This is a genomic window from Algoriphagus sp. AK58, from assembly GCF_014324365.1.
Classification (GTDB): domain Bacteria; phylum Bacteroidota; class Bacteroidia; order Cytophagales; family Cyclobacteriaceae; genus Algoriphagus.
In genome coordinates this window covers 119,424-135,053 of record NZ_QEIG01000001.1, presented here as the reverse complement: position 1 = coordinate 135,053, position 15,630 = coordinate 119,424, and the positions used below count along the sequence as shown (strand labels likewise).

Annotated in this window: 12 protein-coding genes; all 12 read right to left on the bottom strand. The window is 39.7% G+C overall.

What is annotated here, in order from left to right:
* Positions 1-130 precede the first annotated feature (130 nt).
* Complete coding sequence (locus DDT91_RS00550) at positions 131-694, bottom strand: GNAT family N-acetyltransferase (RefSeq protein WP_187174163.1); 564 nt, start codon at positions 692-694, stop codon at positions 131-133.
* A 185-nt stretch (positions 695-879) separates the two neighbouring features.
* The gene (locus tag DDT91_RS00545) at positions 880-1,470 is read right to left on the bottom strand and encodes a hypothetical protein (protein ID WP_187174162.1); all 591 of its coding nucleotides are present in this window, start codon (positions 1,468-1,470) and stop codon (positions 880-882) included.
* Positions 1,463-5,707, bottom strand: a complete 4,245-nt coding sequence (locus DDT91_RS00540) for a DEAD/DEAH box helicase (RefSeq protein ID WP_187174161.1) — start codon at positions 5,705-5,707, stop codon at positions 1,463-1,465. Before DDT91_RS00540 ends, DDT91_RS00545 begins: the two co-directional genes overlap by 8 nt.
* Before the next feature lie 300 nt (positions 5,708-6,007).
* Positions 6,008-6,604 carry a HEPN domain-containing protein gene (locus DDT91_RS00535; RefSeq protein WP_187174160.1) on the bottom strand — a complete coding sequence of 199 codons (597 nt, stop codon included), beginning with the start codon at positions 6,602-6,604 and terminating at the stop codon, positions 6,008-6,010.
* Complete coding sequence (locus DDT91_RS00530; protein ID WP_222718567.1) at positions 6,604-7,671, bottom strand: ParA family protein; 1,068 nt, start codon at positions 7,669-7,671, stop codon at positions 6,604-6,606. Before DDT91_RS00530 ends, DDT91_RS00535 begins: the two co-directional genes overlap by 1 nt.
* Before the next feature lie 424 nt (positions 7,672-8,095).
* Entirely contained in the window at positions 8,096-8,395 is a 300-nt protein-coding gene (locus tag DDT91_RS00525) for a helix-turn-helix domain-containing protein (protein WP_009033879.1), read from the bottom strand.
* Positions 8,396-8,399: 4 nt separating this feature from the next.
* Positions 8,400-8,507, bottom strand: a complete 108-nt coding sequence (locus tag DDT91_RS20550; RefSeq protein ID WP_255501986.1) for a type II toxin-antitoxin system RelE/ParE family toxin — start codon at positions 8,505-8,507, stop codon at positions 8,400-8,402.
* A gap of 10 nt (positions 8,508-8,517) precedes the next feature.
* Positions 8,518-8,736, bottom strand: a complete 219-nt coding sequence (locus tag DDT91_RS20545; RefSeq protein WP_255501983.1) for a hypothetical protein — start codon at positions 8,734-8,736, stop codon at positions 8,518-8,520.
* 65 nt (positions 8,737-8,801) lie between these two features.
* On the bottom strand, positions 8,802-10,352 hold the full coding sequence (locus DDT91_RS00515; protein ID WP_187174159.1) for an alpha-amylase family glycosyl hydrolase: 1,551 nt from the start codon (positions 10,350-10,352) through the stop codon (positions 8,802-8,804).
* 70 nt (positions 10,353-10,422) lie between these two features.
* Entirely contained in the window at positions 10,423-11,484 is a 1,062-nt protein-coding gene (gene fbaA, locus DDT91_RS00510; protein ID WP_187174158.1) for a class II fructose-bisphosphate aldolase, read from the bottom strand.
* A gap of 18 nt (positions 11,485-11,502) precedes the next feature.
* Positions 11,503-14,304 carry an alpha-amylase family glycosyl hydrolase gene (locus DDT91_RS00505; protein ID WP_187174157.1) on the bottom strand — a complete coding sequence of 934 codons (2,802 nt, stop codon included), beginning with the start codon at positions 14,302-14,304 and terminating at the stop codon, positions 11,503-11,505.
* Positions 14,305-14,393: 89 nt separating this feature from the next.
* Positions 14,394-15,431 (bottom strand): SusE domain-containing protein, encoded by a 1,038-nt coding sequence (locus DDT91_RS00500; RefSeq protein WP_187174156.1) that lies wholly within the window; start codon positions 15,429-15,431, stop codon positions 14,394-14,396.
* Positions 15,432-15,630: the final 199 nt, after the last annotated feature.

The window sequence follows — 15,630 nt, the reverse complement described above, 5'->3', positions numbered from 1 at the left end:
TGGTTTGGGTTTGTAAGAATTAGGATAGGATTGGATTAAGCTAAAATTATAGCTCTTTTGCAAAACTTGTTTTTAGCGTCGGCATGTTTGGTTTTCAAATGCGCCGCCAAATAGGAAATTGGTTTTTTATTTAAATTTCTTTGAAGTTTATGTCAAATTGGACTTTAGGCATTGTAATTCGTTTGACGTAAGTGCATCCAAAGTCATTCTCTAAAATTTTAATAAATCCACATTTTATTAAAACCTTCTCGCTAGCCGGGTTATTACCTTTGATGTAGGCTGGAATGATATTGAAACCCAATTCCTCGAATCTCTCTATTCTAAAATTTAATGCATTTGTCATTAGTCCCTTATTTCTAAACCTTTCTATTATTCCGTAAGTTAATAAGGTCTGAAATCCTGAAAAATTAAATTCTGTGAAGCTTCCTTCGTTTACAGAGATAAAACCAACAAGAACGCTATTTGAATTATCATAATAATCTTGATCGTTAAGGTTAAAAGCTAATTTTATAAAACAAAAATCAGAGTTGGGATTTTCCTCAAAATTCATGATAATATTTTTCAATAATTGTTTACTCCCATCCAATGTTATATTCTTCAAATTAGAAAATTCCCTTTGAATCATTAAATCCTGGTTCATCTTGTGAAATTCTATTAGATCATTTTGGTGCGGAGGTGTAAGTACTAAATGCATATTAATAATAAATTATGTTAATATTTCAAATTGACTCAAAGATAAGATTTGACACTTTTTGTTGTCATTTAATTTATTTCATCAATAGCAAGTTACAGCAGAAGGGAGTACTTGCGACCATCTCTAAGGCTAACATTCTACTCTTATAGGGGTGTTTATTAAATCAATTTTTATAGTGATGTGATTTATTTGATAAATGCCACAACTATGCTTATTACAACAAGACCACAGATTACAAACAATACCATTTTTAAAAGTTTGATTTCCTTGTCTTGCTGGTCAAGTCGTTGCACTAGAAATGTATGGTTCTCTTTTTGTTTGTTCTCTATTGACTGCTTGGCTTCATTCAACGCTGAATTTACCGCTTGAATACTTTTATCAATAGTGGAAAGTCTTGATGGAAAATCAACTGACTCCAATGTTTTTACCAAACTGTCGGTTGATTCAACAATCTTTTTGTACTGTTCTAAAAGTCGTTTTGTTTCAACAAGTTTTTCCTTGTTTGTTGTGTCTATCTTATTGCCAGTAGTTTCAAACTTTAAAACTCCATCATTGATTTGTATTTCAGTATTCTTCTTTAGGTCATCTACATATTGTTTATAGAGGTTGAAAATTTTGTCTGTATAAACTGCATAATTCTGTTGGACTTTCTCAAGCTCAGCAATAATACTTATTGAATTTTCTTTAGCACCGTCAATATAGTCGGTTACTGTTTTTAATCGTGACAGTTCCTTTTGAAGCAACCCAAGTTGCTCATTAATTTGTTGGTCAAGCATATGTTACTGCAAATTTGTTATTAAAATCTGTTAGCCAATTTGAATGCAAATTGAGATATAAAGCACTCTCTACTTCCTCAATTTTTTCTACTGCCTCTAAATCAAACCCGTTTATCTTTTGTTTAAATATATCCACCTTCTGTATTAGCGAATGTATATCCTCTTTTGTTGTTTCTCGTACTTTTAAAAAGCCGTTTATGAAATCTGTTTGTGCTTCTTCAATAAAATCTTGATTCCCCTTTTCAATTATTAGAACTGAAAATGATTTAAGAAGAATAAAAACAAAGTTATCTGGACGTTGCACTAAAAGCCTTGTGGTAGCTCCGCGTAAATGTTTGAAATTATTAATTTCACCTACTTCTTTTCTTACTAAATCCATATATTTTTCTACAATTGAAAAATCTGCTTTTAAGCCTTTATCGGTGTCCGAAGGTAAATATTCAGGTCTTGCATATTTTGAGTTCATATACAAGTCAATAAATTCTTTGAATTTTTGACTTCCACTTTCTTCAAGACCAATTACACAGGCTTCTTCCATTGCGTCAATGGCTGCCTTTCGCTGGATGGCAGTTTCTTCATAAACAAACTTTATCAAAAACCCCAAACACTTTTGTATTTCTGTATTGCCTTTATAAAATGGCAGGCGTTCTAACTTTTCTTCTGTTTTTTCGGGGCTGTTGTATTGCAATAAATACTCTTTCAGTTTTTGAGTGTAATGCCCTTGTGGCTTTTTGGTAATTGTTGCCGCAATGGTTTTTGAATTGTAATCAACTGTATAATCATCTAAAACTCCAATAATAGAAAGTCTGTAAATTGCTTTGTAGGTATCTTCTTCGTTTCTTATTTGAGTAAATAAATTGTGAATAGTGGGTTTAAGATTTTCGGGTATTGTAATTTGCTGCCTATCATTGGCTTTCTCAAATTGCTTTTCTAAGTTCGTAATAAATTCAGCTTTGTCATTACAAAAGTTTTGAGCCTCTTTGACCATTCTTTCAGTAAACGCAATTCCGTTATCTGTAAGGTATTTTGCAATTCGTTCAATCACATTGTTCGTAAATGGAATGATTACTTGAAAATCATTTTTTGATTTAGTGTCTTCTAGTAATTTTTCTATGCCAGGCTGGGCATCTGCTGGTGTAAATTGAGTAAGCCACGAGAAAACAGATAATCCTGTTGGCTTTTCTGTGAGTATTATATTTTGAATGAAGTTCGCAATTTTACTTGCTTCGGGCTGAGGGTTTTGGGCAGGATAGAAAGGCAGGTTATCTCTATCTAAATAGATACTTCCAAAGTTTTGATTTATAAATAAAATTTGCCTGCTGTTTGCATTAGTAACGGCATTGAGCCGAATAGCAATAGAAAATTCCTCAAAAACTAGCTCCTCTATGTAATTTGTTATTTTGTAAGAAGGAAACTTTATTTCTGTCAGTAGTTCAGCTAAAAGGCGTTTTTCTTTTGCAATACCTTTAAAGTTGTTTCTATGGAAACTTTGTAAAATATCCTTGTCAATAGAAGCTGTTCTTTCTTCTATTACTTCTGTTATCTCTCCGTCTTCCGATACGGCTTCTGTTTTTTCTGAAGTTGTAACTTCCTGTTTGTTGAATAAAATCAATCCTAAAGCCAATTTTCTATCTCGACCACCACGACCTGCTTCCTGATAGTAGCTCTCAATAGAACTCGGATAATTGAAATGGACAACATAACGAATATTTGGTTTGTCAATCCCCATTCCAAACGCTTTGGTTGCTACTAACAAATCTAAATCGTTATTTACAAAAGCAGATTGGCTTTTTTCGTTTTCATTATCCCGCTCTTTTACTCCATCACTTCCTAAGAAAGTTCCGATTTTTAAATTTTCAAAATGGTCGGTAATGTTTGAGGCGTTATTCATTACACCGAAATACCAATTTCTATGTGGACAGAAAACCAACCCTGCATTGCTTTCCCTGCCTTGTTGCTGATAAAATGATTGAGGATTGAAATTTGGCAATCGAATATCCTTTCCGTTAAAAACCTTCTTGGCTTCTTCTATTATTGTTTCATTATTGGAAAACTCCTTGTAATACTCGGGTATCTTGTTAAGCTGTTGAATTAGTTGATACTGTTTTGCTTCGCCCAATGCTTGTTTATTACCCCAACTCAAACCATCCTCAGGTTTTATGTCAGCAGTTACATCAACAATTTTAAATTGAATTTCGGGACGGTCTAATTTTTCAAGCCTTACAATAGCTGTTTCTTCGGGAATACCAAGTTCTCGTTGAATGTCAGAAAGAACATCATACGATGCGGTAGCAGTTAAGGCGAAAAACGGCAAATGTTCTCTATCTTTTGCAATACAATAATTTCTAGCGTTGTCGCCCAAACGCAAATAAGATGTTCTAAAATCGTGTCCCCATTCCGAAACACAATGTGCCTCATCAATTACACAATAACTGAAATAATGACTGTTTAGATTGCTTGTTTCCAAAAGTTCTTTTCTAAATGTATTGTCCTGCAATCTTTCAGGAGAAACAAAGGCAAAAATGGTTTGTGCTTTTCTGATTTTCTCTAATGCGATTTTTCTTTGCTTTTGATTTAAGGATGAATTGATGTAAACTGCTCCGTCAATTCCGTTTTTTAAAAGTCCTTCAAATTGGTCTTTCATTAACGACTTTATCGGATCAATGATTATAGTCATTCCTGGTTGCAACAATGATGTTAGTTGGTAAGTTAAAGACTTACCTGAACCTGTTGGCAACAATCCGATTACACTAAGCCCTTGAATTGCTCGGTTAATTATTTCAACTTGTCCCGGTCTAAATCCTGTTTTTCTGAAAATGTTTTGAACAAATACCTCTAAAGCTTCAACTTGTATTTTGTCTTCTACGAATATGTTTTTCTGGGCGTTCTTTTTTCCAAGTGCTTTATAAGAAATTAAACTTGTTGTTTTAAAGTTTCTGACAGTTTTTGGTGAATGAGTAGAACGGATTAAGACCTTTGTTATCGCATTAACACTGTCATTTATTTTTGTCAAACCGCTTCTTTGAAGAATAGAAATATCAATCAGCAAATCGTAATTCTTGCTTCTGTCAATGTTAGATATAGAACGAAGATTTGCGCCAGAAAATCTTTCGTTTCTTTCAACAAACACGTTGATTTTAGGTAATTTTTCTGTATCACCTTTTAATTTAAGAAGGGATTTTATCAATTGCTCAAAATCTTCCAATGCTAACTTGCCGCAAGGAATGTCTTGTTCAATTATGGCGATGTTCCATTGTTCTACATTGATGCTTAGCTTGCCCTCAAAAAGTAAATGAATAAGTGTTTTTTGTATTCGGGAAACTGCAAAAGGAATAAGGGATAACTGCAAAGCATTTAGTCCCTCTTTTTCATAATAAAGAGGGTTTTCAAAATTTTGCTTTATCAATCTAAAAAATTGTTCCTTTTCAAATTGTTTGATTGGGCTTATTTTGTTTTCAATATTTTTCCAATCGTTTGTTTTAATTCTTATTGCCTTTCCCCATTTTGCTTTTTCTGTTGCATTATCTCTATCACTATCAATAAGATTTTGCGGATGATTTTCGTGTTGGCTTCCGTCTATTTCAACTACAAATCCTCTCTGTTCATTTATTTTATAAGGGAACTCAATAGAAAAATCTAAACGTTGTTCATTGAAAATTTTAATTGTTCCGTTTAGGTATTTTTCTACTTCATCTTCTGTTGTGGTAGAAAAGCGTAAAACATTTTCTAATTCTCTTTGTGTTTCAAGTAACTGTACCCAAATAGGCGAAGCGTATTTGGGTAATTGCTCATACAAAAAGTTTTCTTCATAGGAACTCCCTAAATTTTCCCAAGTATTTATCTTCTGTTTTGAAATGTTGCTGTCTTTCAAATTAGGGTCAATGACGTGTAATGCCCGAAAGAGTTTTTCAATTAGCGTTTCATCAGCTTTTAAAATTTGTCGTATAGTTCCAATATCAAGCAGTTTTTCGTCTTTTTGTGTCAAATCAAATGCTTGCAGGATATTGTTTTCCAACCAAAGTGTTGGTCTTGTTGGCAAACCTCTTGAAATGATGTTATGAGCAACTGAAAGAATTTGTTCAAAGTTCGAGTTGTCTTTATGTTCAGCAGTTGAGTTTACTTCAATGTCAAAATACGAAAGCTGCGTCAAAAGTCCTTCAACTTCTGTCGGCTTGTATTTCGTTTCTAATGTTTCTTTTACGCAATCAAGTATGTATCCTGCTTGTAACTGTATCATTTATCAATATTCCTAATTATGCAGTTGTTTAAAAGCAAATATTGTGCAACTAAGTCGGCTTGTGCTGCGCGTTACAGCTCTTTTGATTTTGCTGAAGCGGTGGCTTGTTTTTCAATTTTCTATCCGTTTTATGTCGGGCTTGTTGTCTTTTAGGATGATTTCAAACGGTTTGGCCCTTGGCGCAGAGGCGGATTTCGGAGCACAAAACTGTCAATACACCACAAAAGTTTATGCGAGGTAGAATGCTCTATTAACCACGTTACACGCCATTGAGCCAAACGCCTGTTAGCGGTCGGGCATTTACTTCACAAGGTTATAAATTATCGTTCCTAATTTTTCAATAAAATCTATAGTTCCTGCAACGTCTGCATTACTTATTGTTCTTTTCGTTTTGTAAACTGGTTCAATATCCGCTTCGTGAGCAATCATATTTCGTCTATCAACAATCAGGTTTAAACGGTTTTTAATATTTTGTTCTGTGTCTGCCATTGTTAGTGAAACTTGTTGCCAAAGTTGTATTGAGTTGAATAAAGCAATAGCGTCTTTAATTTTGTCTGGCCTTTGAAATGTTTGCCACCCAAGTCTTCTTCTAATTTCTGATTCAAATGTAACAAGAGGTGGAACAGCGAAAATTGAACTCATAAATCCTAATGTAACATTGAAGTCATTATACTTGGTTGTTACAACTCTTGTTCCATTGAAAATTTCGCACATTCCAATAATTGCAAGCTCGTGAATTAAGTGGTCAATGGCACTTACGCTTAATACGATACAAGAACGGAGAATTGGGCTTGTATCAACAATAGAAGATGTAGGCACATTAATACTTGTTGAAATCAGGTGCGTTTTTCTAACTTCTTCTATGTTCGTCAAAAATTGTAAAAATGCCTGATTCATTAATTCGTCATATTTTCAACGTCATCTGCAAGAGTGTTGAACACCACTAAAAATCTATCACGAATAATCTTGTATTGTTCTAATACAGTACCAACGCCAAGCATATTGTCAGGGACTTCATAAACAGGAATTCTTCCTCTTTGTGAACGCGGAATAAGCCCTGAAAAGCTTGGGATTTTTGCTAAACAGTAACCTTCCGTTGCTTGGTTTGCTTTGTATTTACTTGCATCTAGCAACATACCCTCTAGTGAAATAGCGGGAATAAGTGATGTGGTAACTGCGGTTGCAACTTCGTCAATCCATTTTTGAAATGCTTCAGATGGTTCTCCATTCCTAATTGTAAAATTTTGCACAATTGTTCCTAAAAACTTTGTTGATGTTGTGGGGAAAGGATATGAGCTATCGCTAAATGCAACCCTCGCCATTTTCGCCCATTTTTCCCATTTAGGCAAAACACCGCTTAATGAGTTAATTGCCATTACTGAAAAATAATCGGGTGAGGTTGGAACCAAAAAATAATCAGATAGACAAAAAAGGTTTTGATTTATTGAACTCAGGCTTGGGTTCATATCAATAATTAAATAATCAGCATTGTATTTTGCAGATACCAATTCAAAAAAACTATTCATTGCGCCAGGCAAATTCTTTAAAGTAGGTATTGTATTTGAAAGTTGATGCGCAATACTCAGTGGCACTTCATATTCAGACAAAGCAATATGTCCTGCAACTAAATACAAATTTTCATTTTCAGGTATTTGATAACAATCAATTGGTGCCAATGGAATTGGTGTCGCTTCAAATGCAGGGGCAATTCCCGCTTTTAAATTGTCATTTGGTCTGTTGATATAATAATTGTCAAAATCCTCACCTAATACCAATCCCGTTAAGTTACATTGCGGATCAGCGTCAACCATTATTACTTTTTTCCCGGTTCTTGCAAGTTTCCAAGCAAGATTGTATGACGTTGTTGTCTTACTAACTCCACCTTTATGATTGAATAAACAGATTTTTTTTGTCATTGTAGTTTTATTTAATTCGTTTTTATTGTCGTTTATGGACTTACTCATTTGCCTGAACGCCAACGTTTGTGCTTACGCAATTACTGCGTAAGGCAAGCCCATTTGTATGCCTTACGCAGTAGTGGCGGGTATTTCTGAATTGATTTTTGCTCATGGTAAAAATTTGCTTTAAAGAATTTCGATTGGCTGATCAGCCCTGGGCCTACCCGGAAAATCCCAAAAATTCGCCACCCTGCCTTTTTCCTTTTGCCCTTGTCTTAAATCTAAAAAAGTTCGGCGAATCAACTAAATCAAACAGCAACTTTTCCGAAAAAAAATAAAAAAGAGGCTGTCTCATCAAGGGGCATTCATGTGACAAACAGTCCTTTTAAGACAGCCTCTTCCTATTTTTACTTGTTCAACACCACACTCGAATTAGCTCCAAATCGATACTTTTAAAATAGTGATTTTGGCAGATTCAATCTTTCCGAGATTAAAGGAAGGTTAATCCAATTCTTTTGTTCAATCCTTGCTCAAAAATCCGGATCAAGGTTGACAATTGGATATTTCCTTTTCCATTTTCCAATTTTGAGATATAGCTTTTCTTTGTTCCTGCTTTCTCCGCTAATTGCTCTTGGGTCAGATTTGCTTCCTTTCTTGCCTCTTTCAGCATTTCGCTGATGATGAACATTTGGGCATTTTCTTCATACTTATTCCTGCTTTCACTACCTATTTTCCCATGCTCCAGCTCAATCAGCTCATCAAATGTTTTGACTTTGCTATAATCCTTCATGATCTTATTGCTTTGATTGTAAATATTCCTTCATTAATCTTTCTGCTTTCTCTAGTTCATTTTTTGGAGTCTTTTGGGTCTTTTTTTGAAATCCATTGAAAAGAACTACCAGCCTTCCTTCATCAAAGCAGCAGATCCCGATAGATATCGGGACTATAAATATTTGATTGGTATTCCACTCTTATTTCAAACAACCCTTCTGTTCCTTCCAAATGCTTAAGGAACTTCTCCGGCACCCTCTCCACTTGTTTTATCAATTCAAAAACGTATTGAATCTTAGTCTTTACCTTATCATCCTGATTTTGGTAAAATTCAAACTCGTGTTTCTTGTTTTTTCGCATGAAAATGCCCCCATAAAGTGTCTAACTTTTTGGGGGCACATCACAACATCGGGCCTCTTCTGTTTTTACTTGCTCAAAACTATACTGGAATTCGCTCCCAGGTTCAGTTTCCCGGATTGAACTTCTCCTTTCCCCAAGGTGAAAAATGCAGTATCAAATCCCTCGGGAAGGTCGATTTCAGACCCAGTCCCTCCGACGTTGTGAACGATGAAGAGTTCCTGTTCGGCAGTCTTTCGGTGATAGGCCATGATCTCCTTGGGATAGGCTGTCTCGCTCAGTACCAAGCTGCCCACCGCCAAGGCGGGATAGGAATTCCTGAGCGCAATCAGGCTTTTGTAATGGTTGAAATAGCTGTTCGGATCCTTTCGCTGTGCTTCAAGTGGAGTCACCGTGGCATCCGTGCTGTATTTGGATTCGATCCAGGACGCTCTACCCCCGTCTTTCTCTTTCACCTCCCAAAGAAATGGCTCCCGGATATGCTCGTCCGGCTTCAATCCCAACATCCCGATTTCTTCCCCATAATAGAGGTAAGGCGCTCCGGGCATGGTCAGCAGGATGGCACTGGCCTGTTTGTATTTGGCTGGATCTTCCTTCAGGTCATTCAGCAATCTGGGTTGATCGTGATTGGAAGAAAAAGTCGCATCGATAAAGTTGGGCGTGATGCCTTGGTAAAAGTCCAAGACCTCTTTTTGCTTTTGCAACAGCAACTGCCCATCGGCAGAATTCAGGGATTCGATCAGGGTGTAGTGAAAGTCGAAGTTAAACAAGGCAGGCAGTCCGGGCAGATAGGGCGCCACGATTTCCTTTTTGTCATAGACCTCACCTACCAAGTACACATCGGGCTTGATGGCTTCCATCTTCTGACGGAATTCCTTCCAGAAGGCATGATTGTCCAAGGGTCGGTCATCCGGAAAAATATGCTTGGCCGCATCCAATCGGAACCCGTCTACGCCTACCTCTTCCAGCCAAAACCGGCCAATCTCGTAGATTTCTTCCCTCACTTTGGGATGGTCAAAGTTCAAATCTGGCATGCCACCCCAGAAAAAGCCATAGTAGTAATCCTCCCCCTGTCCCGGGTCATGCCACTGACGGATATTGTCTGAGTCGAGGGTTATGACTTTTTTGTCCAGAAAGGCCGCGATGGTATCCTTTTGAGCCCATACGTAGTAATCCCGAAACTCATTGTCACGACCGGATTTGGAGGCTTGAAACCAGGGATGCTCCGTGGAAGTGTGATTGATGATCATGTCGATCACGATCTTGATGTCCCGCTTGTGGGCTTCCTCAAGTAGTTTTTTGAAATCATCCATCGTACCATAGTCCGGATGCACGGCCTTGTAGTCGGTCACATCGTACTTGTGATAGGTTGGGGAAGGCATGATGGGCATAAACCAGATCGCATTGGCGCCGAGCTCTTTGATGTAATCCAGCTTTTGGGTCACGCCATTGAAGTCACCGATTCCGTCTCCATTCGAATCATGAAAGGATTGAACAAAGATCTCGTAGGTGATCCCGGCTTGAGGCCAGTAGTTTTTGACTTCAGGAGTAGGTTTGGACTGGCAGGCAGCCAAAATTGACAGGGTTGCCAAAGTACTTGCGATCAGGGTTTTGTTCATGTTTATTCTGGGAAAAGAAAAAGTCACCCATGACAAGTGACTTTTTCAGGTTGGGTAAATGGTAAGCAACTTAGTTTCTTCCCACGGCATTGAGCATGTCAAAGGCGAGTTCGAGACGCTTCACAAAGTTCTCTTCGCCTTTTCTCAACCACACGCGTGGATCGTAATATTTCTTATTTGGACTATCAGGACCTTCCGGATTTCCCAATTGGCCTTGCAGATAGGCTTCATTTTTCTTGTAGTAGTTCAGGATGCCTTCCCACATCGCCCATTGCATGTCGGTGTCGATGTTCATCTTGATCGAACCATAGCTGTTGGCCTCCCTGATTTCTTCTACAGAAGAACCGGAACCTCCGTGGAACACAAAGTTCAAGGGCTTGCCGGTAGTACCGAATTTCTCATTCACATAGTCCTGAGAATTCTTCAGAATAATTGGCTTCAGACTTACGTTTCCTGGCTTATACACGCCGTGAACGTTACCAAACGAAGCTGCAATGGTAAACAGGTCTCCGATTTTCTTCAGGTGCTCGTAGGCGTATGCCACCTCAGAAGGCTGGGTATATAGTCTGGAAGAATCCACGTCGGTATTGTCCACCCCGTCTTCTTCCCCACCGGTCACGCCGAGTTCGATCTCGATGGCCATGTCCAGCTTGGTGAATTCGGTGAAATACTTGGCAGAAATCTCGATATTCTCTTGAAGCGGTTCTTCAGAGAGGTCTAGCATGTGCGAACTGAAGAGCGGTCTTTTGTGCACGGCATAGAATGCTTTACCAGCTTCCAGCAAACCATCGATCCAAGGAAGTAATTTCAAGGCCGCATGGTCGGTGTGCAAAATTACCGGAACCCCATAAGCTTCTGCCATCTGATGTACATGGTGTGCACCGGAAATACCCCCGGCTATACTTGCCTGCTGCTTGTCGTTAGGTAGGCTTTTGCCAGCGAAAAACTGAGCGCCTCCATTTGAAAATTGAATAATGACAGGAGAGTTTACTTTTTTGGCAGTTTCCAACACCGCATTTACCGAATTGGTACCGATCACATTGACTGCCGGATAAGCGAATTCATTCTCTTTTGCATAGGCATAAAGATCTCTGAGCTCTTCCCCGTACTTTACTCCAGGTTTAAATTTCATAGTTTGAGTTAGGTTTGGTTATCTCTTAATAAAGCGCTGATGCAGCACCCGCTTGTTGTCAAACGCCTCAAAGATATAAATCCCTGCCTTAATTCCGCTTAGGTCAAATCCTAAAATCTGATCTTCTATCCTGCCCTGTCCGTCAAACACCACTCTTCCTGCCATATCCACCACCCTGTAATTGGCCTCGGTCATTCCTTTGGGTAGCTCCACGGTAAGCGAATGTGTGGCTGGATTAGGATAGATTTTAAAATCTCCGGCAGGTTCCACTTCAGGAATCGAGGTCACAAAGTCTTCCTGCAAAATGCCTTTTTCCGGAACAGGAAGCTTTTTGCTGGTAAAAAGGACCAATTCGTTGGGCCTGAAGCTCATGGAATAACTCGTACTTGACACGGTGATTTCTTCGCCTGTAAAGTAGTTGTACCATTTGCCCGTTTTGGAGAAGGTTACTGTCACATTACTGGCTGTATTCAACCCAAAATTACCGTGCATCACCACGTCCAAATCGGGGTGCTCCAAGAGGATGGATTTGATGGCTGCGCTGAGATTCAAGGTAGTCTTCTCCGGATTGTTGAATACCGCATGCTCTTTTTTCAGCTTGATCATCTGCTGGTAGAGTTTGAACAATCGTTGACGCTCTGGATTGTCCAGGTAATTCCAGCGGGTAGGCTTGATGCCCAATCGATCATTGTTTAGCTCCAAGTCGTAACCAAACTCCCCGAATTGCCAGAGCATTTTGGGTCCCGGAATTCCGAAATAAAATGCGGTGAGCAGTTGATTTCTGTTGACCGCATTTTCCAGGTTCTTGAGATTGACCGGAGAGGTGGCACCAAAATTCAACGTCTCCCACATCACCCGCTCTTCATCATGAGACTCCATGTAGGCGATAAGGCCATTTTTGGCCCAAGACCTGGTTTTGTAATAGGCGTAGTCAAAATTCTTGTTTTGACCCTTAGCCATTTCCCGGAAATCAAAATTGATATTTCCCCAAAGCATCATGCCATAGTCAGCCAATTCCTTCTCTTCATCGTTGGCTGAAAGATGCTCCAGGATCACATAGGCTTCAGGGTGGTTGGCTTTGATCCGATCATAGATGTGTTTCCAGATTTTAATTCTGGAGGGGTCATATTGGGACCAAAAATTCACATTGTCCCCTGAATTTACCTGGGTAAATCCTTTGGAAAGGTCAAATCGGAAGCCATCGACCTTGTATTCCGTCAACCAATAATTATTGACTGAATCCACAAACGCCTGAGTGTATTTGCTCTCGTGATTGAAATCATAGCCCACATTGAAGGGATGCTTCGCCACCCGATTAAACCATGGATTGTCTTCCGTCGGAGCACCGTAATCTCCATCGTTGTAGAGCCTCACCATGGGATTTTGTCCAAAGGCATGGTTGAGCACCATGTCCAGGATCACCACCATCCCCTTTCCGTGGGCTTCATCGATCAGTCTTTTGAGGTCATTCTTGGTGCCGTAATATTTGTCAGGAGCAAAGAAAAAAGAAGGATTGTATCCCCAGGAAAGGTTTCCTTCAAACTCGCCTACCGGCATCAATTCGATGGCATTGATGCCTAATTCTTTTAGGTAATCAAGCCGATCAATGACTGCCTGATAGGTTCTTTTTTCATCGAAATCACGAACCAACAGCTCATAAACCACCAATTCCTCCGGTTTGGGTCTGGTATAGGTTGGATTTTTCCAAGCGTAGGGAGTCTGTCCTGTCTGCAAGTAGGTAGCCTGAAATTCTGTTTTTCCGGCGGGATAAGGCTTCAGTCCGGGATAACGGTTTTGGGTGATGATTTCCTGATCGTTGAACGGGTCGGAAGTCTTATCCGCATACGGATCACCGATACGGATGTCTCCATCGACCAAGTATTGAAAAATATATTCCTGCCGGGCTACGAGACCGGAAATTTTCAGCCAAAAAATCTCTTTATCCGGAGTTCGTTTCATTTGGTACTCGGGCAGCACCTTCCAGTCATTGAAATCACCGATCACATGAACGATGCTTTTTCCGGGCGCCTGAAGGGCTAAAATCACTTCGGTATCCGAGAGGTAATTGATTCCCAATCGGGCACCAGCAGGCAAAGCGGCGGTCTCCGACGGCGCAAAAACCACAATGGAAAGGGACTGAGTATCTTCATTGTCTCCTTTTACCGCTTTTGCCACAAGGTTAAAGTTCCCTGCTTGAGTCGCTGAAAAGGTATAATTGATGGCTTGGGTATTTTTTGCCTCAGCTACTTTTACCCCATCCAATTCAAAACTCAAGTCGGCTGCCTCAGAGGAAGCTGCCTTAAATTCATACGTCTCTCCCACTGCCAGGGACACTGAACCTGTGCCTTGGGGAGCAGTAAATGAGATGTCAAATCCTTGGGCTAAATCAACAAAAAAGTCTGAATTGGTACCGGTTTTTCCTTCCTTACTGCCATCGGCATTTCTGAAGACCATTCCCAATCGATAGATCGTCAGATTGTTGGGATTATTGAAAAAGGTGTTGGGTGTGAGTTCGAAGGTATAAATATTGGGCTGTCCCGTCACAGGGGTCATTTTCGCAGCCGAGTTGGCGGTGCCCCATTGAAACGGCACTATCGTCCACGTGGTAGAGGTAGGACCTCCCGTAACTGCACCAATGTGAATGTACACATCACAGTTACAATCCCTGAGGCCGGTGGTTCCTTTGGATGCATCGTAAATGATCTTGACCGGGGCCCCTGCATTTGGAATTGCCGGTTCGGTAGTAACCTGTGCTCCAGCTTGGAAAACGAAAAATATTCCAAAAACCAGGCTTAAGAAAAACAGTGGATTTTTTTTCATAGGGACTTAGTTATGAAAACAACCGGAATTTGGCACATCTCCAAATACCGGCTGTCTCCATCAAGGATGAATCTAAGTGTGATTCAAAACTAGTTTTTCACCAAAGTGTAAGTTGCTATTCCTTCCGGACCAAAGAAAAGCGTAATGGTATAGTTACCTGCGGAGGCTACTGCAATGTTTGGACCGCCTGCGGTTAATTCACCATTGCTTCCTCCAAAGTTATTATCCCAATTGTTGTTGGCTCTAAATTTAAACTCACCGGCTTTGAGATCTGTGGTGATTTTGAGCGAATTGGTAGCCTTGTCAAATGCATTCATTGGAGTATCGGCATCCCAACCACCTGCAGTGGCACTTCCTACTATTCCCCATCGCTTCACTGCACCGATGGTGTAGGTTTTGGCCGTCAAGTCCACATTGATTTCGTAGGTTCCGTCAGCAGCTACTTTGATATTGTCTCCATCACGATCAAGGGTATTGTTAGCTCCGGTATCTCCATAGTTGACATCCCAGTTTGGACCTTCCGTAAACTTGAACTCTCTGGAGCCTCCAATGATATGAACAACCCCCTTAAACTTATTGTCAAAGTTTTCGGAATAAAGAACGGTCATAAGATTGGAAGGATCCCAACCCTGATAGTCTCCCGGAACATGCATCACGGGGAAGGCCACGGTGGCATCGTATGGAGTAACTTTCAAGGTCAAGGTCTCTCCATAAATAGGTGACATCGGCTGATCAAAGGTAGCTTTCACGCGAAAAGCCACGTCTGAGGCGACCTCAAAAGCAAGACCTTTGGCCAACAAAGCCTCATTCAATTCGGCGACGTTTACTTCAATAAAATTAGTGTCAGTCTCCCCGAGCTTTACCGGTGCGGAAAAATTGGCTGCAGGAAGATCCATCTCCAATTCATATTTGGATACTCCCTCCGTACCAAAATCTGCCGCAGTCAGCGTAAATTCAAGGGTGGCTTCTTCTGCACCGTCTTTTTCTAGGACAATAGCTGTACCATTGGCAGGATTGGTAATGTTAGAACCAGTCTGTGGGATAATCGGTGGCATCTCGTAGTTGTCACAGGCAAAAACCGCGGGAAGGATTGCGGCTACCCATCCCAAGTGTCGAAATTTTTTCATAGTGTTTTGAGTTTACTTGAGTTGTTGTTTTAATTGAAATAGTTTTATTTATTGTTTGATAAATACAATAATATTCTTCACCATGTCGAAAAAACCGAAATGAATCAGAACTATTTCAAGTCAACATATAAACCTAAGTCAAGGGATGCAATACTCGAAAACGAGCCTATTAAGAAAAATTTAATGCAGACGTTTGCGG